This window comes from Microcoleus sp. OTE_8_concoct_300 (genome assembly GCF_031383065.1).
Lineage (GTDB): Bacteria > Cyanobacteriota > Cyanobacteriia > Cyanobacteriales > Microcoleaceae > Microcoleus.
The window spans coordinates 1-19,583 of record NZ_JANMZH010000331.1; the positions used below are offsets into that span (position 1 = coordinate 1).

Consider the following 19,583-nt stretch of genomic DNA (forward strand, 5'->3'; position numbering starts at 1 on the left):
GCCCCATGCCCCATGCCCCATGCCCCATGCCCCATGCCCCATGCCCCATGCCCCATGCCCCATGCCCCATGCCCCATGCCCCATGCCCCATGCCCCATGCCCCATGCCCCATGCCCCATGCCCCATGCCCCATGCCCTATGCACGTCGGGTACCTCATGTTACTGAGAAAGGCTATATATCCCAGCACTTATCGCTTTTGAGCAGCGCTTCAAACTCATCCCTTGGCAAAGCCGGACTAAAAAAATAACCTTGAATTTCGTCGCACCCGTGAGCGCACAAAAAAGCAAGTTCCGACTCATTTTCTACCCCCTCAGCAATCACAGTCATGTTCATATAGTGGGCCATTTGAATAATTGCTATTGTAATCGCTGCATTTTGGCGATCGTCTGCAAGATCGCGAATAAAACTCTTGTCTATTTTGATCGCATCAAACGGAAAGCGTTTCGGATAACTCAAAGAAGAATAACCAGTGCCAAAATCATCAATTGCTATCCTAATCCCCATATCTCTCCACACCGTAAAAGCTTGATGGGCTGCCGTTTCATCTTGCAAAATCAGACCTTCCGTCAATTCTAATTCCAGACATTTAGGATCGAGATTAGTTTCTCTCAATATCTGGCTGACTCTCTCCGTCAAATTTTTTTGCTCGAACTGGCGGGCTGACAGGTTGACTGCTACCCGCAGCGGAGGCAAACCCTGTGTTTGCCAAGCTTTAGTTTGCCTGCAAGCAGTCTCTAACACCCATTCGCCCAGCGGTGCAATCAAGCCCATTTCTTCAGCCATAGGAATAAATTCTCCCGGGGAAACTCTGCCCCTTTCTGGATGATTCCAGCGCACCAAAGCTTCAGCACCAATAATTTTTCCTGTTTTAATTTCTATTTGCGGCTCATAGTAAACTTCAAATTCCGAGCGTTTTAAAGCATTACGGAGACAAGTTTCTTGAGTAAATATATTGATGGAACTATTCGCGACTTTTGCCATATAAAACTGATAATTATTACCACCTTGTTGCTGAGAATTGTACATAGCTGTATAAGCATTTTTCAGCAGTTGGTCTCCATCGCTGGCGTCGCTTGGAGATAAAGAAATGCCGATACTTGCGGTGAGGTAAAGTTCTGAGCCTTTGACAATCATAGGTTGGGCTACAATATCTAAAATGTTTTGAGCAATCTTGGCAGCATCCTGTTTTTCGGTAACTGGTTGGATAACAATTGCAAATTCGGCAGCTTCCAAACGAGCCACAATATTAATGTTCTCCCTGCAGTTACTCAGCCGCTGCGCAACTTTGCAAAGTACCGAGTCGCCGATATCGTGTCCCAAGGTACTGTTAATCCGGTTAATTCTATCTAAACTGAGAGTGATAACGGGAATCATTGCTGGCAATTCTTTTTGCTTCTCTAATACCTGATTTAGCTGTTCTCGCAACAGCGAACGATTTGGCAAGTTTGTCAAGCTATCGTACTCATGTCGGTGGAGAGCTAATTGAATAGTTGTGTGCAAGTTTTTTTCCTCAAATGGTTTGACAATATAGCCGAAGGGTTTGGTCGCATTGACGCGCCGCAAAGTGTTTTCGTCAGCATAAGCTGTCAGATAAACTACCGGGATTTGAAAGCGCGATCGAATTTCTGCTGCTGCTGTAATGCCGTCGATTTCTCCTTGCAGGTTAACATCCATCAAAACCAAATCCGGCCGAAATTTGGCTGCCGCTTCAATCGCTTCTTCTCCAGAATAGACCATACCAGTTATTCGATATCCTAGAGATATTAAACTGTCGGAAATGTCTTCCGCAATGATGCTCTCATCTTCAACTATCAGAATTTTTTTCTGGCACATTAAATTCTCTCCTAAGAATGCAATTTGGGCTTGGAAAAGGTTATTTTAAAAGTCGTGCCAGGAGTTTCTAACAGTTCTATTTTTCCCCGAATTTGCTTAACTAAAGACCCGACCAGTCGCAAACCCAACGTTCGGGCTTTTCGATAATCTAAGTCTTGAGGAAAACCAATTCCGCTGTCGCTCACGGTTAGCACGCAAACTCTGTTATCTAAAGTGAAATCTATGTTAATTTTACCTTTAATTTGCCCTGTAAAAGCATATTTGAGGGCATTTGTCACAAGCTCGTTGATAATTAATCCGCAAGGAACAGCCGTATCAATATTAAGAGAACACGGCGCTATATTTGTTTGCAACTTAATGCCTTGTGCATGAATTTCATAAGCTTGGAATAAATTGTGGGCTAGATTTTGGATATATTCAGCAAAGTCAATGTTTGACAAGTCTTTGGATTGATACAATTGTTCGTGAACCAGGGCCATTGAGCGGACTCGGTTTTGACTTTCTTTTAACATTTCACTAACGCGGCTGTCTTGGATGTAGCGGGACTGAAGTTTGAGTAAACTGGAAATAACTTGGAGGTTGTTTTTGACGCGGTGGTGAATTTCTTTAAGGAGAACTTCTTTTTCTGCGAGGGATGCTTTGATGCCATCCTCGTCGCGCTTGCGATCGGTAATGTCCCGCACTACTGCTTGAATTACTTTTTGCCCGTTAATTTCCATTGCATTTAATAGCACTTCGGCAGGGAACTCTGAACCGTCTACCCGTTTGTGTATCCAGTCAAAGCGACAGCTACCTGTTTCCATTGCTGTCGATATTCTCTCTGCTCCTAGACTCGATGAGTCTTGTCCGTTTGGCTGAAATTGTGGGGAAAATTCGCTCATTCTCTTGCCGTAAAACTGTTCTTTATTGCGGCAGCCAAAGATTGCTAAGGTGGCGTGGTTGCAGTCAAAAAAACCTTGTTCGTCAAGCAGCATTACTGCGTCGCTGGTGGCTTCGTAAAGGCTGCGGAATTTGCGTTCCGACTCTTGCAAAGAAGCGATTAATTTTGTTTTTTGAGCTTCGGCGCGCTTGCGCTCGGTAATGTCTATCCCTACCGAAACTGCTGCGGTTCCCTGATGATATTTCTGAGCTACTATCAAATAATTTCGGACGGAGCCGTTATTTTCGAGGTCTATTTCTTGCCAGATTTGCTGAGATGAACTGGCAAAAAATTTTCGGATCAGTTCTCCAAAATTCGAGCCTTTTTCGAGAAAGTTGATTTCTTGACCGACAAAGCTTTCAGGAGACAGTTTGAATGAGGTTGCTAAGTGCTTGTTGACTCCAATATACCGCAAATCTGAACTGATCCAAGAAATTAGTCCGGGCACGGCATCCAAGACTGCGCGAAGTTGGTCTGTAGCTTCTTGGAGTGCTTCTTCCGATCGCAAGCGATCGCTAATATCTGTCGCCGTTCCGCACAAGCCTATAATAGCGCCGTTTTCAGCTTGGTTGACGATGCTGTTGACGCGCAGGTGGACGGGAGTACCGTCTTTGCGAATGTGTACTGTTTCGTAAGGAGAATTAGCGGTTTGTGGCTGAACGCTGGTTCTCGCTAAAAGTTGCGCAAATATTTCTCTTGGTCGAGTTTTTTGCCCGGGAACTAAAAAATCTGTGAAGCGGCGGCCGATCATTTCTGGCGGTTCGTAACCGTAGATGCGTTTGGCGGCGGAATTGACAAAAGTCAAGAACCCTTCAATATCGATCGACCAAATCAATTCTTGGGAGGTTTCTACGAGGTTGCGGTACTTTTTTTCGCTTTCGGCAAGTGCTGCATTGAAGACTGCCGTTTGCTGCTGAAGTTTGTCTTCTAATTCTTGATTTGCCATGAACAGAGTTGCGATAGACTGCTCGCGCTCGGTAATTTGAGTAGAAACACCGACTGCGCCGACAACTTCGCCGTTTCTATCTCGCAGGGCTGCCGATCGAATTTCGTATATACAATGCCCCTCTCGGGCATTCCAAGTGCGATCGTTTCCTGCTAGTACCTCGGCAATATTTTCTAACATATTTGGCTGGCTGCTGTAAACTTCAAAAATGGACAGCCCTACAGTTGCACCTGGTTTGAGTCCCAAATTTTCTAATCCTTTGCCTTCTGCAAGGGTTAACTTGCCGTCTCTGTCTGTTGCCCACAGGAAAATCGAGGCACAACTGACGGCGGCCCGCAGGGTTTCGTTGGCTTGTTTGAGCCGATCGATTTCTGCGTGAAGCCGCTCCTGGGTGCTGTTTAATTCTACCGTTAGTCGATCTGCTTTGTGCTGCCAAGTGGCAGCAGTGTCGCACATTTCTGCGAGATTGCGGGAAGGACAGATGGATTGGTTGCAGTGTGACATGGTTACTCTGGGCTGCACTGTATATTTAACCCCAGCCTATCTTTTAAGGATAAACTTTTTGAGTCAAATATTACAGTTAGCTGCGATACTCAGCCGAGGCAGATGCGATAGTTTAAAGCTAGTTTAAACAATTCAGGAATTGCGGCTCGCTCAGGCTTTCTGGCGATTGTTCAGAAATTGACAATCAGGTGAATAATGCCTGTGAATCGGTACTTATACTGTAAGTATGTGTAGTCGTGCAAAAAAAAGTTCCACAATCCTCGGCTGGCACAAAAACAGGAGGTGTAAATTTATTATATTTGTTTGCGTATATTCACGCACCGAGGAATCGGGAATTGGGAAGTATTAAACAGTCCTGGACGCACTCTTGATCTCATGTCCGGTCAATTACCACTCATAAAAGGTGTTTGTACTTAGGAAGTCCGTCCGAGGGAGTTTTATGAGGATAGTCCTGAACACAGGCTTGCCTTGCTAAACCCAGTTTATACGAAAAAAGCTCGGGTTGAGTGATAAAAAATATCAGAATAATATCGTTGACATTTGCATCGGAATAATATTTTTTTAGTATGGTATTCGCGGGAATGCAATTAATAGCAGTCAATAAAATTACAACTGTAGGCAAGCTCCAAACCCATAGCCGATAAGTCATGCCCAAATCTAAAATCTAAAATCTAAAATCTAAAATCTAAAATGGTATAACTCCCCAGCTTTTGAAAGTTTTGTCTATACTGCCACTGATAATAGTTTCATCATCGTTTCTAAAAGTAAGACAAGTAACAGAGTTTTGATGTCCGCTGAGAGTGTGAATATGTTCGCCGGTACTGGCATTCCAAAATTTGATGTTACCATCGGCACTAGCACTGACAACAGTGAGTCCGTCGGGACTAAAGGCGATCGCATTTATCGAGTTAAAATGCCCTGCCAAAGTGATTGAACTATCTGGATTCGATAGCTGCCGCAGTTGAATATTCCTGTCCCAGCCGCCATTCGCCAAAGTCTGGCCGTCTGGACTCAAGGCCAGACAATTCGCATAACCCTTAATTGTTTGGGAGCATTCTCTGCTGCGGAGGTTCCACAGTTTAATTGTACCGTCAGAACTGCTGCTAGCGAGAGTTTGTGCGATCGGGCTAAAAGCAAGACTAACAATTCCTGCTTTATGAGCTCCCCAAGTTAAATGACTGCCAAAAGTACAGATTAACTTTCCCGTCTCTAAATTCCAAATTTTGATAGTAGCATCTGCCGAACCGGTGGCGATAACTTGACTGTCGGGACTGATGACAATTGCGCTAATTTCCGCTTCATGTCCGAGGGAAGTATGCCGCAATTCTCCTCCCTGCCAAATTTCGATCGCACGGTGTTTCGGAGTATTTCTGCTCCTCACAAAAACTTCGCTTTCTTGGCAAAGGACAAAAGTTTCTTGAGCGCGGGGATACTTGTCAACAGTATAGAGTATTTCTCCTGTATCTACATCGCAAATTTTAATTATTTTCCCGTGCAAACTCGCCGTGCGAGATCCTCCGGGACTAATGGCAAGATTTGTCCCAGTTTTCACTGTGCGGATGCAGTCAAAAAGCTTGTAAGGCACGAAGTCTTTTAAAGCTTGGCGCACTAGAGGTTCTGTCCTCGGCCGCAAAATTAAATAAGCCACTCGCTGCACTTCTGCTGCGGGGTCAAGCAGCGCCTCAATTGCTAAATTTAAACCAGCGCCTCCGTATTTAGGAGCATCTTTAACAGCGGCAATCCGCGACTGGATACTAGGACTGTTGAAGCGCTGCTTTACCCCGGCGATGCCTCCCAAAACAGCGCCTGCGATCGGGATTTGACTTTGGCCGCCGAGGACGGCATCATATTCTCTGGGTTGGTTAGAATTGTCGGGCACCATAGGATTTTAGATTTTAGATTTTGGATTTTAGATTTTAAGAATTGGAGGATTGAAGAAAGCGAAGTCACGGATGAATCGGGGGAATTGTTATCGGATACTATGTTTTTAATTTCTGCACAGATGAATCCGGGGGCTTGTACCGTGGCTGCTTTCGGTGACGCTCAAACCAGGTTTAAAATCCAAACTTCTAACTTATTGACTGTTGCAGTTTATATAGCAATCCTAAATGATTCTACTCGTTACCAGGCTCTTCCTGGTAACGCAGATCCGGAGGCTCTGCCTCGATTTTCGCGAGGCAGAGCCTCGGGACATTGATTCCCAGGCTAAGAGCCTGGGAACCAGTTAACTTATTGACTGTTGCAGTTTATAGTATTATAATCAAATCAGCGTTTTACACAAAAATCCGAAAGTGATATGTCACACTTCACAACGATCAAGGTTCAGATCAAGAACGGCGAACTGCTGCATCAAGTGTTGGAAGAGTTGGGTTATCAAGTAGAGTCCAATGTGCAGGTACGGGGTTATCGGGGTGACAAAACTAATGCCGAGTACGTGATTCGGCAATCCAATGGTTACGATTTGGGTTTTCGCCGCAGCGGAGAGGATTATGAATTGGTGGCGGATTTTTGGGGCGCTCGAATTAATCAGCAGGAATTTGTCAATTTAATTAGTCAAAAATACGCGCGCAAAAGTTTGATGGCGGCGGTGCAGTCAGAGGGTTTTCATGTTGAAGAAGAGGAAACTTTGGCAGATGGAACGGTGAGAGTTGTAGTGGGTAGATGGGTTTAAGACTGGCGCTTGATTAACTCGTTTTTAGGTATCAAGAGGAATCACCATGTGGCGATCGCCGATCGTACTAATCATCCTCGCGCTTGTAGTTGGCATTGTGGGCGCGATCGCCCTTGGGGCATACCGCTGGCATCTGGGTACCAAGGAACTGCGAGCGAATCTGGAAGCTGCACGAAGGCCGATTAAACCTCTGACATTTGATGCGCGGGAAATCGCCGATTTACCCCAGCCCGTGCAGCGCTACTTTCGCGCGGTGCTCGAGGATGGACAACCGCTAATTGTAGCAGCGCGGGTTTCCCACGAAGGCACGTTTAACATGAGCGAAACCGCAGAAAAATGGAGCGCCTTCACCTCAACTCAACTGGTAATTACTCAGCGCCCTGGCTTTGACTGGGACGGGCGAATTGCCATGATCCCCGGTATCAATGCGTTCGTTCATGATGCCTACATTTCTGGCGAAGGCATCCTCCATGCAGCGCTGCTGGGCCTGGTGACTCTGGCGGATATCCGCGGCACTCCAGAAGCGGCACAAGGGGAACTGATGCGCTTTTTCGCGGAGGCGGCTTGGTATCCCACGAGACTGCTGCCGAGTCAGGGTGTTCGCTGGGAGGCGATCGACAATTCTTCGGCCAGAGCAACGCTACAGGATGGCGACAGCGCTGTTTCTCTGGATTTCCGCTTTGATGAAGCAGGGCTAATCGCCAGTATCCGCGCCGAGGCCCGCGCCCGTACAGTTAACGGGGGACTGGTGTTTGCGCCCTGGCAAGGCCGTTTCTGGGACTACGAATTGCGAGACGGTATGCGGATTCCGCGATCGGGTGAGGTGGCGTGGCAACTGCCTGATGGCTCGCTATTGCCCTACTGGCGCGGCCGCATCACGAATGTTGCCTATGAGTTTGCACGAGGATTCTAGTTTGTGTTGTGAAGTTGCTTTGCGATTGTTAGATGAGTACGATCGGGCCGATCGCCAGCGGATCGATACTGTAGGAGTAAGACTTAAGTGTCAAATAGTTTGTTAAACTTGTCCATAGTTAATCGCCATTGAGGAAGTTTAAGTATGTTTGCCATTAAACGAGCGCTCAAATTAAATAACAAGGAAGCGACCTTGATGGCGAAGCACGCAGGATTTAGGCGCGTAGTTTTTAACTTTGGGTTGAGCCTGCGGACTCAAATGTATGGCGAGGGGAAATTCACCGACTCGAAGGTACTCAACGAAGTCAAAAAAGTTCTGACCAATCATGTCAAGAAAAAGCCTGAATTTGATTGGATGAACCAGTTATCTAGCCGAGTCTACCAAAATGCTTTGATTGCTCTCAAAGATGCGTTTAGCCGCTATCGTTCTGGAAAAGCAGGTCATCCAAGATTCGCCAGTCGCAGAGACGGTCAATCCTTTACGGTCGATTCGTCTAACGGCAAAGTTTTGCTAACTGCTGGTAGAACTATTAAGATTCCTACATTGGGGACTTTTAGGCTTTTTGAACCCCTAGAATGTAGCTTCGTCTCTCAAACTTTCACGATTTCAAAAGAAGGAAATCGCTGGTTTGTCTCCTTTTGCGTTGATGCAGAACGTCTATCTGTTCAGCAGCCTGCAAATTCTGTAGGAATCGATCTCGGTATTAAGTCTTTTGCCACGCTGTCAACCCAGCAAACTTTTGACGCACCAAAGCCGTTGAAAGCCCGTGCGAAAACCAAGCTTGCCACTTTACAACGCAAAGCATCAAAGCAGGTGCGAGGCTCTCAAAACCAGCGCAAGACCTACAACAAGATTGGTCTGCTCCACGCCCGAATATCTCGTATTCGCTTAGATTTCCTTCACAAGTTGACCACTTATTTGGCTAAAACTTTCAAGCTAATTAAGATTGAAGACTTGAATGTTCATGGAATGATGGCGAATCACAAGTTAGCTGGAGCAATATCTGACCTTGGATTCTACGAGTTCAAACGTCAACTTGACTACAAGTGTCAAATGTATGGAGCTAATTTAGTATTGGTAGACCAGTGGTTTCCTAGTACCAAGACTTGTTCCAATTGTGGCACCAAAAAAGATATGCCACTAAGCATTCGGACTTTTGACTGTCCTGCTTGTGGCATATCTTTAGATCGGGACTGGAACGCAAGTCTAAACATTTTAAATTGGGAACCCTCGGCTTGAGGGGGATAGCCTACTTATCTTGGGATTAGCCGTCTACCCAACAGCGTAGGAAGTAAGCACAAACTGTGTCTAAAAATGAGTTTAGATAAGTTTAAGTAAGTTTTACAAAGCAGTTAAGATAGATGCTGCTGTTGCGGTATCCGAACATACTCCACCGATTGACGGCGAAACCTTTATTGCAGGGATTTGCGATCGTTTCCGGCAAGTACGCGAGAGTAAACAAGGCTATACTAATTGAAATGCTTGTATGATAGTTGCATTTAATTCCAGCATTTGCTGACTTCCTAACTCGCCCAATCGTCTCAGTATTAATCTCTGTTCAACACTGACAATCCGAGTCACTCTAACTTTAGAAGATACTTTTAATCCCGTGCTGGGAAATTCGGGATCTGAAGCATTTAAAGCAAATTCATCTAAACTTAGGCTAGTGACATTTTGCGAATAAATGAAGCAGATCGTAATTTCATCTATGGTTGAACTTGCCCACAGCACTAAAGCCGGACGTAACTTTTTCTGACTCAAATCTGTAAAGGGAAATTCAGCTAAAACAATATCTCCTTTTTTTAGCTTCACTAAATTGGCTCTCCATCTTCAAGGGTGTAAATATCAGGTTCGTCGTCCAGGAATTGAAATGCTCCTCCGCTTTGGGCTAACTGGGTTATTTCCACAGTAGAAGGATAGGGGATGTTATTAAATAGTTTTGCTTTTATTAGCAATTGCTCCTCTTCTGAGAGTGTCTGGATGATTTGTACTAAGGATTCAATGAGTTTTGTGTTCATAGCTGAAAAAAGGTGGGAATATTTTATTTTACTTCAACAAGGCAACCTTCGATGATTATAACAAAACAACTAATACCAATGTTTTATGAGGCTGCATAGAATCCGATCCCCCCTAGCCCCCCTTAATAAGGGGGGGACAAGATTCCGATCAAAGTCCCCCTTTTTAAGGGGGATTTAGGGGGATCGAGATATGTGCAAGTTCACATTAAATTGGTATAAGAGCGTGAAGCGAAGCTATCCCGTAGGGAATCGCCCGAGCCAGTAAAATGCGGAGATAGCACAGATTTACTCCTCGAAGTCCACCTGCTTAACCTGCTCTAAAGGTATATCTAGCGCTTCTGCAATTTGTTCGTCGCTCAAGCCAAACTGCCGTAATTTATCAATTGTTTCAATCTTAGTTTTATTTTTGCTTTTCTGCTGCAAGTCGGGATTTTCCGGCTGACTTAGATCGGGGGTAGGAGTAGAAGCATTAGGACAATTGTTAATGTAGCTAATTTTGTTACTATCTTTAAAAGTATTATTATTACCCAAAGTTGTTATAGTCTGATTTATATGCCGTTCTAGCACGGATTCAAGATTACTTTTTTTAACTTGTTCCCCAAAGACTTCAGATAACATTTGTAAAAGCTCGTGACTAGCCTTTTTAACGTGCTGGGAGCTATAATCATAAGTTTCTGCAACGTCAGCATATCTTTGACGCTTCAGTATTCCTGCGATAATCCTCCGCTGCAAGTTATTTAAACGTTTACCTGTGTTGGTATAGACAGCTTCATCGACAAATTGCAATATCTGAGGACTGTCCATAGGTGGGATGGTGAGATAGGTATGGTTACTATACCAAACTTTTTCCAACTTTTTCCCACTTTTTAGACCTCGCATCCCAATTTTAGGAAGTTCCCACTTTTTCCAACTTTTTTGGCTTTACAGGGTTGGTGCGATCGGTCTAGCATGGATAAACCGGACACAAGCATCTTACTAGAGTGTTTATTGACAGGTGCATAGTTGCGCCTCTGAGCTGAAAAGGGTGTCGTCACATAGTCTCAACCATCAATTTTATAGGTATAATGAATGGCAACACCAAATCCCCTGGGAAGCAATCAGAACATCACTTTAGAGAGGAATAAAGTTATTACCATAACTAAAAAAACAGTTCGTTTCTCACACAATGTTTACCAGACTCACAATATTACAGGTTTTAGTGAAGGAGAGGTAGAGATAGGAACGATTCCTTGGGGGATTATAGTTGCTCTTCTTTTAATGGGTTCAATTGCTGGTTTGGGAAACAGTGGAATAGGTTTGGTCTTAAGTTTTGCTGCGATTGGAGGTGCGATTTGGAACTTTACTAAGCCAAAACACTACGGTTTATTACTAACTCTAAATTCTGGCGATAAAAAGCTTTTTACTACAACCGATAAGCCAAACCTCAAATTGGCTATTGGAGCAATCTATGAGTTTATTGAAAAAGAAAAAGATGCAATTTACCAGATATCTATCAACAACGGTCAGGTTAAAGGTAACTGGATACAGGGAGATGTCGGTGGAAATGCTTTGTTCGGTTCTGATGATTAACTGAATGAACATCAGACTAAAAATTCCAATCAGTAATTAGAGGATGGTATCAGTTATGGAAGCGAAATATGTAGGAATGAATAACAGTAGTTTCGATGGCAATTTGGTTCAAGGAAACGTCACTGGAGATGTAAAGTATAAACCCGAATCAGAGAGTAAATCAATGTCAGAAACTTCCAACTATAATAACTATGGTCAGGCTGGGGCTATGGGTGAGAATGCCAGTTCCGACAACAACAATTTTGTGCAACAATCACAACAGAAACAAACTCTTTCTGATGCAGCAGAAGAAATTCAACAATTGCTCAAACAGTTAGAGAAAACTCATCCTACCGCTACTGAGGCTGAAAAAATTGTTTACGTTAACGATGAAACTACCCCCGGTTTCAAGCGTCGCGTAGTTGGTGCGTTGCAAGCTGGTGGTGAAGCTGCGATCGAAGAGTTCTTAAAAAATCCCTATGTCAACGTCGGGAAGGCGATCGTTAAAGGTTGGATAAAACCAGAATAGATTGTGGTGTGCCAGGAGCGATCGCCCTTACCAGACAAAAGTGCGATCGCCCGCAACTACCAAATCATTTCAACGTAAGGAATATCATACCGCCGCGCGATCGCTACTAAAATGCGATCGCGCCTATCTTTGTAAAACTCCCCAGAAGTTGCAATTACTACGTTAACCTGCTACCGTTAACATAGACGCATCGTAGGAAAACAACCTATGACACTAACAGAATTACTCCCTACCATTAGACAACTGTCGGCGATCGAGAAACGAGAGTTAATCCGCATTCTAATGGCGGAAGAGGATATCAGTGATGAACAGGTGTGGAAGGATCAATTTGAAGCTACAACAGACGCTCAGTGGGATAGTCTAGCTGAGATAGTACGCCAGGAAATCGCTGCTGATATAATACTTTAAGTTCTAAGTATTAGGCTTAAGAGCGATCGCCCGTCAAGTTCGATCGACCTTCTGATACAATTAAGACAGCGAACGTTGAGGTTGCCATGACATTAGTAGTTGTAGCTGAACCTGCACCCTTAGAAACTAATGCTGACGGTGTGGTGCGAGTGGGTAAAACTCGCGTGACTTTGGATACCGTCATTGCAGTCTTTAAGCAGGGAAGTACAGCAGAGGAAATAGTTTATCGTTATCCGTCACTCCGGTTGGCTGATGTGTATGCCGCGATCGCTTTTTACCTCAATCACCAGCAGGAAGTCGAAACGTATTTGCAGCTTCGACAGCAACAGGCACAAGAGATTCGCAAGACGAATGAAGCAAGATTTGACCCGCAGGGATTGCGCGACAGATTAATGGCCCGCAAACAAGAGCGATCGGCATGAAATTCCTAGCTGATGAAAACTTTGACAATACAATTGTTAGAGGTTTGATGCGTCGCAAACCAGATATTGATATTGTTCGCGTCCAAGATGTGGGCTTATCCGGTGAAGATGACCCAATAGTGCTGGAATGGGCCGCCCAAGAAAATCGAATTTTGCTGACTCATGATGTGGCTACGATTACGCGCTATGCCTATGAACGTATGGCCGCAGGTAAGCCAATGTCAGGAGTTGTTGAAGTTACCTTCGATGCACCAATTGGTAGGGTAATTGATGATATTCTGATACTTTTGGAGTGCAGCCTTGAGGGAGAATTAGCAGGACAAATTCAGTATCTCCCTTTATGATGAGTTGTAACGGTATAATTTAGCTTTGACGCACCTTAAACTCGATCGCCCTAATTAAAAAACTAAGATCGATCTTATTCCATCACATCATCTGTTGCAGGTTCCCCAGGATAAAAAGCCTCGGTAAAAATTTCTTCTAACGTATACGGACAATTCTCTGGAAAGGTTTTTCGTGGCAGATTTGTTTCTCCAGAAGCTAATGCCATTCCTTTGATGTAAGCTGTCTGGAGAGCTTCTTGTAGGTAAGGTTTGAGACTGGGATTTTCTTTGAGTAACTCTAATATATCGATACGCTGGATGCAAATTGTATTCACCCAACTGCGACTTCGTTTCGAGACTTGATATTCCCATTTAAGCAAATGTCCAATCAAAATACTCAAGCGATTTCTTAATTCGGCGCGTTCTTGTTTTCCCAATGACTCAATCTCCTCGATTAAATTAGGTAGGTCAAGTTGACTCCATTCTCGATGTTTGAGGAGTTTTGCTTGTTCCTCAGTCCAAGCATAAAAATCAGTTTCATAAAGACTTTGTGTTAAGTTGCCCGGTATTTTTCCAGTTTGTGGTGTTTGCATAAAAACATCAAAATTTAGTGTTATTTTGTTGTACAACTTTGAAAAACTTATTGCCGCATCCTTGGCAATGGCTAAGCCACCCCAAAGCCCGTATATTCGCGCACATAGGTTGCTTGAAATCCCAAAATAATATCCTCCTTTGGCACACCCATTGCCGCCAACTCGTGCGCGATTCGCATCTCCGTTGTATTCTGCTGCAACCAAATCTTGCCATCCTTAATATCCAAATGCAGCACGCATCCATACACCCGCCGATGCCCATCCCAACCAACATTTGTCACCTGATAATGATCCCGCTGCGTATCAAAAAGCGTTTGGGATTCGATCGCACCATTGGAGATCGGAGTTGCCACATATTCGGTCAATAATGCTTGAATCCACTGACGATACTGCTCTAGCTTATCCATTGCACAATCACCTCATTCACTGGATCGTAAACAATGCGGTTAACTTGATGCCGCTCTACCGAGATTCTTCAACTTTATTGTACTTCCCATCGCGTCTATCTGGAAAAGTGCGCGCCAGCGAAGCTATCCGGAAGGGAATCGCCCGTCAAATGCGATCGACCTTCTGAACAATAAGTCTATTCTGTGTTTGTAGATCGATCGACCTCACCCTCACCCTCATCCTCCAAAATCTCACCCAAATAGCGCCGCACAAACTCCCGCGCTGCATCTATATCGAGCAACTTTAACGCCACAACCATCTTCACAAGCGAGTCTCCAGTTGGATCTATCAACTCATTAAACCAACGATAGACAACAGAACTTCGCACACCCATTGCGATCGCCAATTTGTTTTGGCTAATGCCATAGGTGTTCAGCACATCTCTCAGAACTCGACCAGCTTTTCTCATGCACCCCATGATGCCAAGGGATGCCCCAACCGTAAATGACTACATATGTGTAGTGATTGCCATCTGATTGGTAGTAACTACACAATATGTAGTGATTAGTTGATTTTGAAGATGAGGACTTCCCAATGGCTAAAGACTTTCTAACCGAACCGCCCAACGACACCCAACAAGACGCAGAGCCCACGGACGATCGAGAAAACCGGGAACCCGTGCGTATCATGGTTGTTGGCTCCCGCCAAGGCATAACCGCCGTAGTAAATTGGCTGGTGCGACTAGGTTTTGCCCAAATGGCAGACTGGAGCGACTTGCAGCGTGCACCGAATACGGGCCAGTGGATGCGCGTGCTGACAAAATGGTTGCATAAGAATTGACGCAACTGACGAGTAGGGCGATCGCATTTCCTAAACCTGATGTTTGGGAATCGTGCGATCGCCCGTCAAGTTCGTAGGCGCAAGCCGGGGCGTAGCCATCGACCTTCTAATACAATTAAGACAGCGAACGTTGAGGATGAAATCAAGTGTTACTATCGAAATAGCGATCGTGATTCCCGATTCCCACCATGACATTCATCAACCCCAAAACAGATTACGCCTTCAAAAAAATCTTCGGTTCCTCAGATAGCAAAGACATTCTCATCAGTTTCCTCAACGCCATAATTTACGAAGGCAATCCGACTATTGAAGACTTGGAAATTATCGATCCCAACCTCCCGCCCCGAGTTGAAGGCTTAAAAGACTCTTCTTTAGATGTCAAAGCCAAACTTGCCGACGGAACTCTAGTCATCATTGAAATGCAGGTATTAAACGTCGAGTCTTTCGGACAAAGAATCTTGTACAACGCAGCGAAAACCTATGCATTTCAATTGCAGAAAGGAGAAGGATATCGAATGCTCAAACCAGTAATTGCCTTGACGATTACTGATTTCGAGATGTTTAAGAATAGCGACAAATTAATTTCGAGGTTTGTCTACAAAGAAGAAAACTCTAACTTACAATATCCCGATAATGACATCAAGTTGGTATTTGTAGAATTGCCTAAATTCACCAAATCAGTAGACCAACTAGAAACTCTGGCAGATAAATGGCTCTATTTCATGAAATACGCAATAACGATAACGGAAGTACCGCCAGTAATGGATAGCGTCCCCGAAATTCATCAAGCTTTTGGCATCGCCGATCGAGCGAATTTAAGCCCGGATGAACTGGCAAATATCGAACGGCAAGAAATGTTTATTTACGACCAACAAGGCACGATAATTAAAGCTGTTAAAGACGCCGTTCAAGAAGCTCGACAAGAAGCTCGACAAGAAGGCAGACAAGAAGAAAAGCTGGCGATCGCGCGGCAATTGCTCGATCGCCTAGATGACGCAACAATCGCTCAAATAACCGGACTTAGCGTTGAGTACGTGCAGAATTTGCGATCGGAATGAGATTTATTTCAAAAAGATCACCGATGATAAAATCGAAATAGCGATCGTTATTCCCGATTCTAACCATGACATTCATCAACCCCAAAACCGATTACGCCTTCAAAAAAATATTTGGCTCCTCAGAAAGCAAAGACATTCTCATCAGTTTTCTCAACGCCATGATTTACGATGGGAATCCTACCATTGCAGACTTAGAAATTATCAACCCCAACCTGCCGCCCAGAGTCGAAGGTTTGAAAGATACTTATTTAGATGTAAAAGCCAAACTCGTTGATGGTACCCTAGTAATTATTGAAATGCAGGTATTAAACGTAGAGTCTTTCGGTAAGAGAGTATTGTACAACGCCGCCAAAACTTACGCCTTTCAATTGCAGAAAGGAGAAGGCTACCGAATGCTCAAACCCGTGATTGCATTAACACTGACTGATTTCGAGATGTTTCCTAATAGCGAACGGCTAATTTCGAGATTTGTCTACAAAGAAGCAAGCACAAATCTCATCTATACCGATAATAATATCGAGTTAGTCTTTGTAGAACTTCCGAAATTTACCAAGGAAGTAGACCAGCTAGAAACGCTGGCCGATAAATGGATTTATTTCATGAAATATGCGAGGACGATAACGGATGTCCCGCCAGTAATGGATAGCGTTCCAGAGATTCATCAAGCCTTTGACATCGCAAATCAAGTGAATTTAAGCCCGGAAGAACTGGAAGATATCGAACGGCGAGAAATGTTTATTTACGACCAACAAGGAGCTATACTCCAAGCCGTTCAAGAAGCTCGACAAGAAGCTCGACAAGCAGAAAAGCTGGCGATCGCGCGGCAATTGCTCGATCGCCTGGATGATGCAACGATCGGTCAAATAACCGGACTCAGTATAGAGGATGTGCGGAATTTGCGATCGCAATGAGATTTCTTTGGCAACAATAATCACAACTGCAAAGTCCCCGACACCTTGGCATTTTTAATACTTGAAATCCGAATCAAAGACCCTGATTTTACAGCAATCTTAGGTTTCCATTCATAAACCCCATCGCTAGTCGCGCGGTTGGCTATGCTTTCAACCGACTTATTCTCTTGATACAGCTCAATCTTGACCTCCTCCTGAATATTGTCTCTCCACAAAATCAAATAAGGTTTATTTGCTTCCACCTGCACTTGGACTGCTGGTTGATCCACCAATATTTTTGGTGAAGCTGTCTGAGATTTTCTCTTCCTAAATCCTAAATAGTGCGGCAGTTCACGAGTGGCAATATTATTTGATTGAGGCAACATAATCTCGCCGATTTTAGGATTGAATAGATAAGTTGAGAGTCCGCCGTCGATCGTCACTATATCTCCTTTGACTCCGAATTCTCGCATTAACTTAGCTGCTGCATCTAATGTCGCTTCATTAACTGTGATAATTGCCAGCAATTCATTACCCTTGCGACCATCTTTGTCCAGCGTACCGATGACGTGATACCTATTTGCGGGATTTTTAGATATGAGTTTAGCTGGATGGTGCTTGTATTCGTAAGTGACAACTGCATTTTGTACTTCTTTTTGATTCAATGGCTTTCCTGTTTGCGGTTCGTAATTTGTGATATATGCTTCTCGATCGTTCCAGACCAAAGCTTTCAATCGAACATTTTTATACTGCCCATCTTTGGGTTTCTTGACGGGACCGTAGATGCCGTTACCGCCAGTAATAACTTGACCGTTGAATTTGATAGGAAAAGATAGCTGCGTGCTGCGTTCGTATTGTTCAAAAAAAGAACAGTTAATCACGGAAAAAACACCATTACCGTAAAGCTTTTTGTATTCTCCTGTAACTTCAGAGAATAACTTGCTCTTAAAGAAAGGACTGTAATATTTGTTTTCTCCCTGATAATACAATCCTTTATTGAAAGCCATCCGATCGACCTCTCCAATTAGCTGGTCTATTTGCATTTTTTGGACATTAATAACTTGCAAATAAGCCAGATTTCCGTTGGATAGTTCTTTTTTGTACAACTCTGCACCATCTCTGGTATCCACAGGTAGAAAATAACTGACTGGGCTGGAAAGTTGTTCGATCGCAAAATGTGCAACTGCTGCCACAACAGCAACAGCAAAAATCATCAAAAAAAACGGCAATATTTTTTTGATCCTGTTCATAAATATTAATTTGTTTCCAGACCACAAACCAAACTATCTTAAAAATAGCTTATATGCCGGATTTTGACTCTCATCCCCATACTGATAGCCCAGCGTATCCAAAAAAGCCTGCCATTCCTGCATCTCATCGGGCGGGACTTGAATTCCCACCACAATTCGCCCGTAATCTGCGCCATTATTTCGATAGTGAAAAACGCTGATATTCCAGTTAGGGCTCATCGAACCGACAAACTTCATCAACGCACCCGGACGTTCGGGAAATTCAAAGCGATAAAACAATTCATGATCGGCCAGCATCGAACGCCCGCCCACCATATGCCGCACGTGCAATTTCGTTAATTCATCATCAGTTAAATCCAAAGTCTTGAAGCCACAACCTTCAAAACTTGCCGCTATCTTCACCGCATCGGCACGGTTTTGAATTTGTACACCGATAAAAATATGTGCCTCTTTCTCATCCGCAATTCGATAGCTAAATTCAGTTAAATTGCGTTTGCCCAGACATTCGCAAAACCTGCGGAGACTTCCCGGTTGTTCGGGAATTGTGACTGCAAAAATGGCTTCACGGCGTTCGCCAAACTCGGCTCTTTCTGCTACAAAACGCAGCCGATCGAAATTCATGTTCGCGCCGCAAGCAACAGCAATTAATGTTTGTCCTGCGATTTGTTCCCGTTCCACGTAAGCTTTCGCACCTGCGATCGCCAAAGCGCCAGCAGGTTCTAAGATCGATCGCGTATCTTCAAAAACATCCTTAATCGCCGCGCAAACATCATCCGTATCCACCAAAATAATCTCATCCACATACTCCTGACACAACCGAAAAGTTTCCTCCCCCACTTCCCGCACAGCAACGCCATCAGCAAATAAACCCACCTGCGACAAACGCACCCGTTTACCCGCTTTCAGCGATTGATTCATTGCATCGGAATCGATGGGTTCGACGCCAATAATCTTAATTTCCGGCCGCAACCGCTTGACATAGGCCCCAATTCCCGAAATCAATCCGCCGCCACCAATTGCCACAAAAATCGCGTGAATTGGTTTTTGATGTTGCCGCAGAATTTCCATGCCGATCGTACCCTGTCCAGCAATTACGTGCGGGTCATCAAAAGGGTGAATAAAAGTTAAACCTTTTTCCGCCTCTAATTGGCGCGCAAAGGCGTAGGCATCGTCGTAGGTATCCCCATGCAAAACTACCTCTCCACCCCGGGATATCACCGCATTTACCTTCACCTGCGGCGTCGTTACGGGCATGACTATAATCGCGCGAGTTCCCAGGTGGCGGGCGGCGAGGGCGACGCCTTGGGCGTGGTTGCCGGCGGAAGCTGCAATGACACCTTGTGCTAGCAAATCCGGCGACAGTTGCGCCATTTTGTTGTACGCACCCCGCAGTTTGAAGGAAAACACCGACTGCATATCCTCTCGCTTCAGCAAAAGTTTATTGTTGAGCCGTGCTGATAGATTGGGGGCTACTTCTAGGGCTGTTTCTTGAGCAACATCGTAGACGCGGGCGGTGAGGATTTGTACCAG

At 44.5% G+C, this 19,583-nt stretch carries 25 protein-coding genes; 13 read left to right on the forward strand and 12 right to left on the reverse strand.

The genetic code is table 11. The annotated features are described in order from the left end of the window. Positions 1-172: 172 nt before the first annotated feature. From ACUVJL_RS14825 to ACUVJL_RS14835, 3 genes are all read right to left on the reverse strand, one after another. The gene (locus ACUVJL_RS14825; protein WP_445246537.1) at positions 173-1,834 is read right to left on the reverse strand and encodes a putative bifunctional diguanylate cyclase/phosphodiesterase; all 1,662 of its coding nucleotides are present in this window, start codon (positions 1,832-1,834) and stop codon (positions 173-175) included. An 11-nt stretch (positions 1,835-1,845) separates the two neighbouring features. After that, positions 1,846-4,203: a PAS domain-containing sensor histidine kinase gene (locus tag ACUVJL_RS14830; protein ID WP_445246538.1), complete on the reverse strand. Its 2,358-nt coding sequence runs from the start codon at positions 4,201-4,203 to the stop codon at positions 1,846-1,848. Between the two features lie 685 nt (positions 4,204-4,888). Then, positions 4,889-6,085 carry a WD40 repeat domain-containing protein gene (locus ACUVJL_RS14835; RefSeq protein ID WP_445246539.1) on the reverse strand — a complete coding sequence of 399 codons (1,197 nt, stop codon included), beginning with the start codon at positions 6,083-6,085 and terminating at the stop codon, positions 4,889-4,891. A gap of 414 nt (positions 6,086-6,499) precedes the next feature. Here ACUVJL_RS14835 and ACUVJL_RS14840 point away from each other — a divergent pair, with 414 nt between their 5' ends. The 4 genes from ACUVJL_RS14840 to ACUVJL_RS14855 are packed head-to-tail and all read left to right on the forward strand — an operon-like array spanning position 6,500 to position 9,026. Next, the gene (locus ACUVJL_RS14840; RefSeq protein ID WP_333247768.1) at positions 6,500-6,874 is read left to right on the forward strand and encodes a DUF1257 domain-containing protein; all 375 of its coding nucleotides are present in this window, start codon (positions 6,500-6,502) and stop codon (positions 6,872-6,874) included. A 46-nt stretch (positions 6,875-6,920) separates the two neighbouring features. Then, positions 6,921-7,787 (forward strand): DUF6920 family protein, encoded by an 867-nt coding sequence (locus ACUVJL_RS14845; protein ID WP_445246540.1) that lies wholly within the window; start codon positions 6,921-6,923, stop codon positions 7,785-7,787. Next, the gene (locus ACUVJL_RS14850) at positions 7,765-7,893 is read left to right on the forward strand and encodes a hypothetical protein (protein WP_445246541.1); all 129 of its coding nucleotides are present in this window, start codon (positions 7,765-7,767) and stop codon (positions 7,891-7,893) included. The genes ACUVJL_RS14845 and ACUVJL_RS14850 overlap by 23 nt, the downstream gene beginning before the upstream one ends. 38 nt (positions 7,894-7,931) lie before the next feature. Next, on the forward strand, positions 7,932-9,026 hold the full coding sequence (locus tag ACUVJL_RS14855; RefSeq protein ID WP_445246542.1) for an RNA-guided endonuclease InsQ/TnpB family protein: 1,095 nt from the start codon (positions 7,932-7,934) through the stop codon (positions 9,024-9,026). A gap of 225 nt (positions 9,027-9,251) precedes the next feature. Here the strand turns inward: ACUVJL_RS14855 and ACUVJL_RS14860 are convergent, their stop codons facing one another. From ACUVJL_RS14860 to ACUVJL_RS14870, 3 genes are all read right to left on the reverse strand, one after another. Then, a complete protein-coding gene (locus ACUVJL_RS14860) occupies positions 9,252-9,599 on the reverse strand; it encodes a type II toxin-antitoxin system PemK/MazF family toxin (RefSeq protein ID WP_445246543.1) in 348 nt (115 codons plus the stop codon). Beyond that, positions 9,599-9,805, reverse strand: a complete 207-nt coding sequence (locus ACUVJL_RS14865) for a hypothetical protein (RefSeq protein ID WP_333389380.1) — start codon at positions 9,803-9,805, stop codon at positions 9,599-9,601. The genes ACUVJL_RS14860 and ACUVJL_RS14865 overlap by 1 nt, the downstream gene beginning before the upstream one ends. Before the next feature lie 285 nt (positions 9,806-10,090). Then, entirely contained in the window at positions 10,091-10,609 is a 519-nt protein-coding gene (locus ACUVJL_RS14870; protein WP_445246558.1) for a hypothetical protein, read from the reverse strand. Between the two features lie 264 nt (positions 10,610-10,873). On the opposite strand from ACUVJL_RS14870, the gene ACUVJL_RS14875 reads away from it, so the two are divergent. From ACUVJL_RS14875 to ACUVJL_RS14900, 6 genes are all read left to right on the forward strand, one after another. Beyond that, entirely contained in the window at positions 10,874-11,374 is a 501-nt protein-coding gene (locus ACUVJL_RS14875; RefSeq protein ID WP_445246544.1) for a DUF6232 family protein, read from the forward strand. A gap of 76 nt (positions 11,375-11,450) precedes the next feature. Continuing rightward, positions 11,451-11,882, forward strand: a complete 432-nt coding sequence (locus ACUVJL_RS14880) for a hypothetical protein (protein WP_445246545.1) — start codon at positions 11,451-11,453, stop codon at positions 11,880-11,882. A gap of 1 nt (position 11,883) precedes the next feature. Then, positions 11,884-12,048 carry a hypothetical protein gene (locus ACUVJL_RS14885; RefSeq protein ID WP_445246546.1) on the forward strand — a complete coding sequence of 55 codons (165 nt, stop codon included), beginning with the start codon at positions 11,884-11,886 and terminating at the stop codon, positions 12,046-12,048. 41 nt (positions 12,049-12,089) lie between these two features. After that, positions 12,090-12,290, forward strand: coding sequence for a hypothetical protein (locus ACUVJL_RS14890; RefSeq protein ID WP_332960090.1), 201 nt, complete (start codon positions 12,090-12,092; stop codon positions 12,288-12,290). 86 nt (positions 12,291-12,376) lie between these two features. Further along, positions 12,377-12,712: a DUF433 domain-containing protein gene (locus ACUVJL_RS14895; RefSeq protein ID WP_445246547.1), complete on the forward strand. Its 336-nt coding sequence runs from the start codon at positions 12,377-12,379 to the stop codon at positions 12,710-12,712. Continuing rightward, positions 12,709-13,056: a DUF5615 family PIN-like protein gene (locus ACUVJL_RS14900; protein ID WP_445246548.1), complete on the forward strand. Its 348-nt coding sequence runs from the start codon at positions 12,709-12,711 to the stop codon at positions 13,054-13,056. The genes ACUVJL_RS14895 and ACUVJL_RS14900 overlap by 4 nt, the downstream gene beginning before the upstream one ends. A 74-nt stretch (positions 13,057-13,130) precedes the next feature. Here the strand turns inward: ACUVJL_RS14900 and ACUVJL_RS14905 are convergent, their stop codons facing one another. The 3 genes from ACUVJL_RS14905 to ACUVJL_RS14915 form a co-directional block, all read right to left on the reverse strand. Continuing rightward, a complete protein-coding gene (locus ACUVJL_RS14905; RefSeq protein WP_445246549.1) occupies positions 13,131-13,628 on the reverse strand; it encodes a DUF29 domain-containing protein in 498 nt (165 codons plus the stop codon). A gap of 71 nt (positions 13,629-13,699) precedes the next feature. Continuing rightward, entirely contained in the window at positions 13,700-14,035 is a 336-nt protein-coding gene (locus ACUVJL_RS14910) for a XisI protein (protein ID WP_445246550.1), read from the reverse strand. Between the two features lie 176 nt (positions 14,036-14,211). Continuing rightward, positions 14,212-14,484 carry a helix-turn-helix domain-containing protein gene (locus tag ACUVJL_RS14915; RefSeq protein WP_445246551.1) on the reverse strand — a complete coding sequence of 91 codons (273 nt, stop codon included), beginning with the start codon at positions 14,482-14,484 and terminating at the stop codon, positions 14,212-14,214. A 125-nt stretch (positions 14,485-14,609) separates the two neighbouring features. Between ACUVJL_RS14915 and ACUVJL_RS14920 the strand changes: the two genes are divergently transcribed. Next, a complete protein-coding gene (locus tag ACUVJL_RS14920; protein ID WP_445246552.1) occupies positions 14,610-14,855 on the forward strand; it encodes a hypothetical protein in 246 nt (81 codons plus the stop codon). Positions 14,856-14,885: 30 nt separating this feature from the next. On the opposite strand, the gene ACUVJL_RS14925 is transcribed toward ACUVJL_RS14920, so the two are convergent. Continuing rightward, positions 14,886-15,050 carry a hypothetical protein gene (locus ACUVJL_RS14925; protein WP_445246553.1) on the reverse strand — a complete coding sequence of 55 codons (165 nt, stop codon included), beginning with the start codon at positions 15,048-15,050 and terminating at the stop codon, positions 14,886-14,888. On the opposite strand from ACUVJL_RS14925, the gene ACUVJL_RS14930 reads away from it, so the two are divergent. Together ACUVJL_RS14930 and ACUVJL_RS14935 are read left to right on the forward strand one after the other, a co-directional pair. After that, entirely contained in the window at positions 15,044-15,913 is an 870-nt protein-coding gene (locus tag ACUVJL_RS14930) for an Rpn family recombination-promoting nuclease/putative transposase (RefSeq protein ID WP_445246554.1), read from the forward strand. The genes ACUVJL_RS14925 and ACUVJL_RS14930 overlap by 7 nt on opposite strands. A gap of 65 nt (positions 15,914-15,978) precedes the next feature. Continuing rightward, entirely contained in the window at positions 15,979-16,824 is an 846-nt protein-coding gene (locus ACUVJL_RS14935; RefSeq protein WP_445246555.1) for an Rpn family recombination-promoting nuclease/putative transposase, read from the forward strand. Positions 16,825-16,844: 20 nt separating this feature from the next. Here ACUVJL_RS14935 and ACUVJL_RS14940 read toward each other — a convergent pair whose 3' ends face one another. Continuing rightward, the gene (locus ACUVJL_RS14940; protein ID WP_445246556.1) at positions 16,845-18,053 is read right to left on the reverse strand and encodes a hypothetical protein; all 1,209 of its coding nucleotides are present in this window, start codon (positions 18,051-18,053) and stop codon (positions 16,845-16,847) included. 33 nt (positions 18,054-18,086) lie between these two features. Then, the coding region (ilvA, locus tag ACUVJL_RS14945; protein ID WP_445246557.1) for a threonine ammonia-lyase, biosynthetic at positions 18,087-19,583 on the reverse strand (1,497 nt) is incomplete at its 5' end.

What these genes read in the sequence shown, in the direction of transcription:
- ACUVJL_RS14875 (WP_445246544.1), top strand. Translation starts at nt 10,874, where the DNA reads ATGGCAACACCAAATCCCCTGGGAAGCAATCAGAACATCACTTTAGAG.
- ACUVJL_RS14895 (WP_445246547.1), top strand. Translation starts at nt 12,377, where the DNA reads ATGACATTAGTAGTTGTAGCTGAACCTGCACCCTTAGAAACTAATGCT.
- ACUVJL_RS14890 (WP_332960090.1), top strand. Translation starts at nt 12,090, where the DNA reads ATGACACTAACAGAATTACTCCCTACCATTAGACAACTGTCGGCGATC.
- ACUVJL_RS14830 (WP_445246538.1), bottom strand. Translation starts at nt 4,203, where the DNA reads ATGTCACACTGCAACCAATCCATCTGTCCTTCCCGCAATCTCGCAGAA.
- ACUVJL_RS14925 (WP_445246553.1), bottom strand. Translation starts at nt 15,050, where the DNA reads ATGTCATGGTGGGAATCGGGAATCACGATCGCTATTTCGATAGTAACA.
- ACUVJL_RS14840 (WP_333247768.1), top strand. Translation starts at nt 6,500, where the DNA reads ATGTCACACTTCACAACGATCAAGGTTCAGATCAAGAACGGCGAACTG.
- ACUVJL_RS14835 (WP_445246539.1), bottom strand. Translation starts at nt 6,085, where the DNA reads ATGGTGCCCGACAATTCTAACCAACCCAGAGAATATGATGCCGTCCTC.
- ACUVJL_RS14855 (WP_445246542.1), top strand. Translation starts at nt 7,932, where the DNA reads ATGTTTGCCATTAAACGAGCGCTCAAATTAAATAACAAGGAAGCGACC.
- ACUVJL_RS14825 (WP_445246537.1), bottom strand. Translation starts at nt 1,834, where the DNA reads ATGTGCCAGAAAAAAATTCTGATAGTTGAAGATGAGAGCATCATTGCG.
- ACUVJL_RS14935 (WP_445246555.1), top strand. Translation starts at nt 15,979, where the DNA reads ATGACATTCATCAACCCCAAAACCGATTACGCCTTCAAAAAAATATTT.
- ACUVJL_RS14930 (WP_445246554.1), top strand. Translation starts at nt 15,044, where the DNA reads ATGACATTCATCAACCCCAAAACAGATTACGCCTTCAAAAAAATCTTC.
- ACUVJL_RS14920 (WP_445246552.1), top strand. Translation starts at nt 14,610, where the DNA reads ATGGCTAAAGACTTTCTAACCGAACCGCCCAACGACACCCAACAAGAC.
- ACUVJL_RS14915 (WP_445246551.1), bottom strand. Translation starts at nt 14,484, where the DNA reads ATGAGAAAAGCTGGTCGAGTTCTGAGAGATGTGCTGAACACCTATGGC.
- ACUVJL_RS14865 (WP_333389380.1), bottom strand. Translation starts at nt 9,805, where the DNA reads ATGAACACAAAACTCATTGAATCCTTAGTACAAATCATCCAGACACTC.
- ACUVJL_RS14870 (WP_445246558.1), bottom strand. Translation starts at nt 10,609, where the DNA reads ATGGACAGTCCTCAGATATTGCAATTTGTCGATGAAGCTGTCTATACC.
- ACUVJL_RS14910 (WP_445246550.1), bottom strand. Translation starts at nt 14,035, where the DNA reads ATGGATAAGCTAGAGCAGTATCGTCAGTGGATTCAAGCATTATTGACC.
- ACUVJL_RS14905 (WP_445246549.1), bottom strand. Translation starts at nt 13,628, where the DNA reads ATGCAAACACCACAAACTGGAAAAATACCGGGCAACTTAACACAAAGT.
- ACUVJL_RS14850 (WP_445246541.1), top strand. Translation starts at nt 7,765, where the DNA reads ATGAGTTTGCACGAGGATTCTAGTTTGTGTTGTGAAGTTGCTTTGCGA.
- ACUVJL_RS14940 (WP_445246556.1), bottom strand. Translation starts at nt 18,053, where the DNA reads ATGAACAGGATCAAAAAAATATTGCCGTTTTTTTTGATGATTTTTGCT.
- ACUVJL_RS14845 (WP_445246540.1), top strand. Translation starts at nt 6,921, where the DNA reads ATGTGGCGATCGCCGATCGTACTAATCATCCTCGCGCTTGTAGTTGGC.
- ACUVJL_RS14900 (WP_445246548.1), top strand. Translation starts at nt 12,709, where the DNA reads ATGAAATTCCTAGCTGATGAAAACTTTGACAATACAATTGTTAGAGGT.
- ACUVJL_RS14880 (WP_445246545.1), top strand. Translation starts at nt 11,451, where the DNA reads ATGAATAACAGTAGTTTCGATGGCAATTTGGTTCAAGGAAACGTCACT.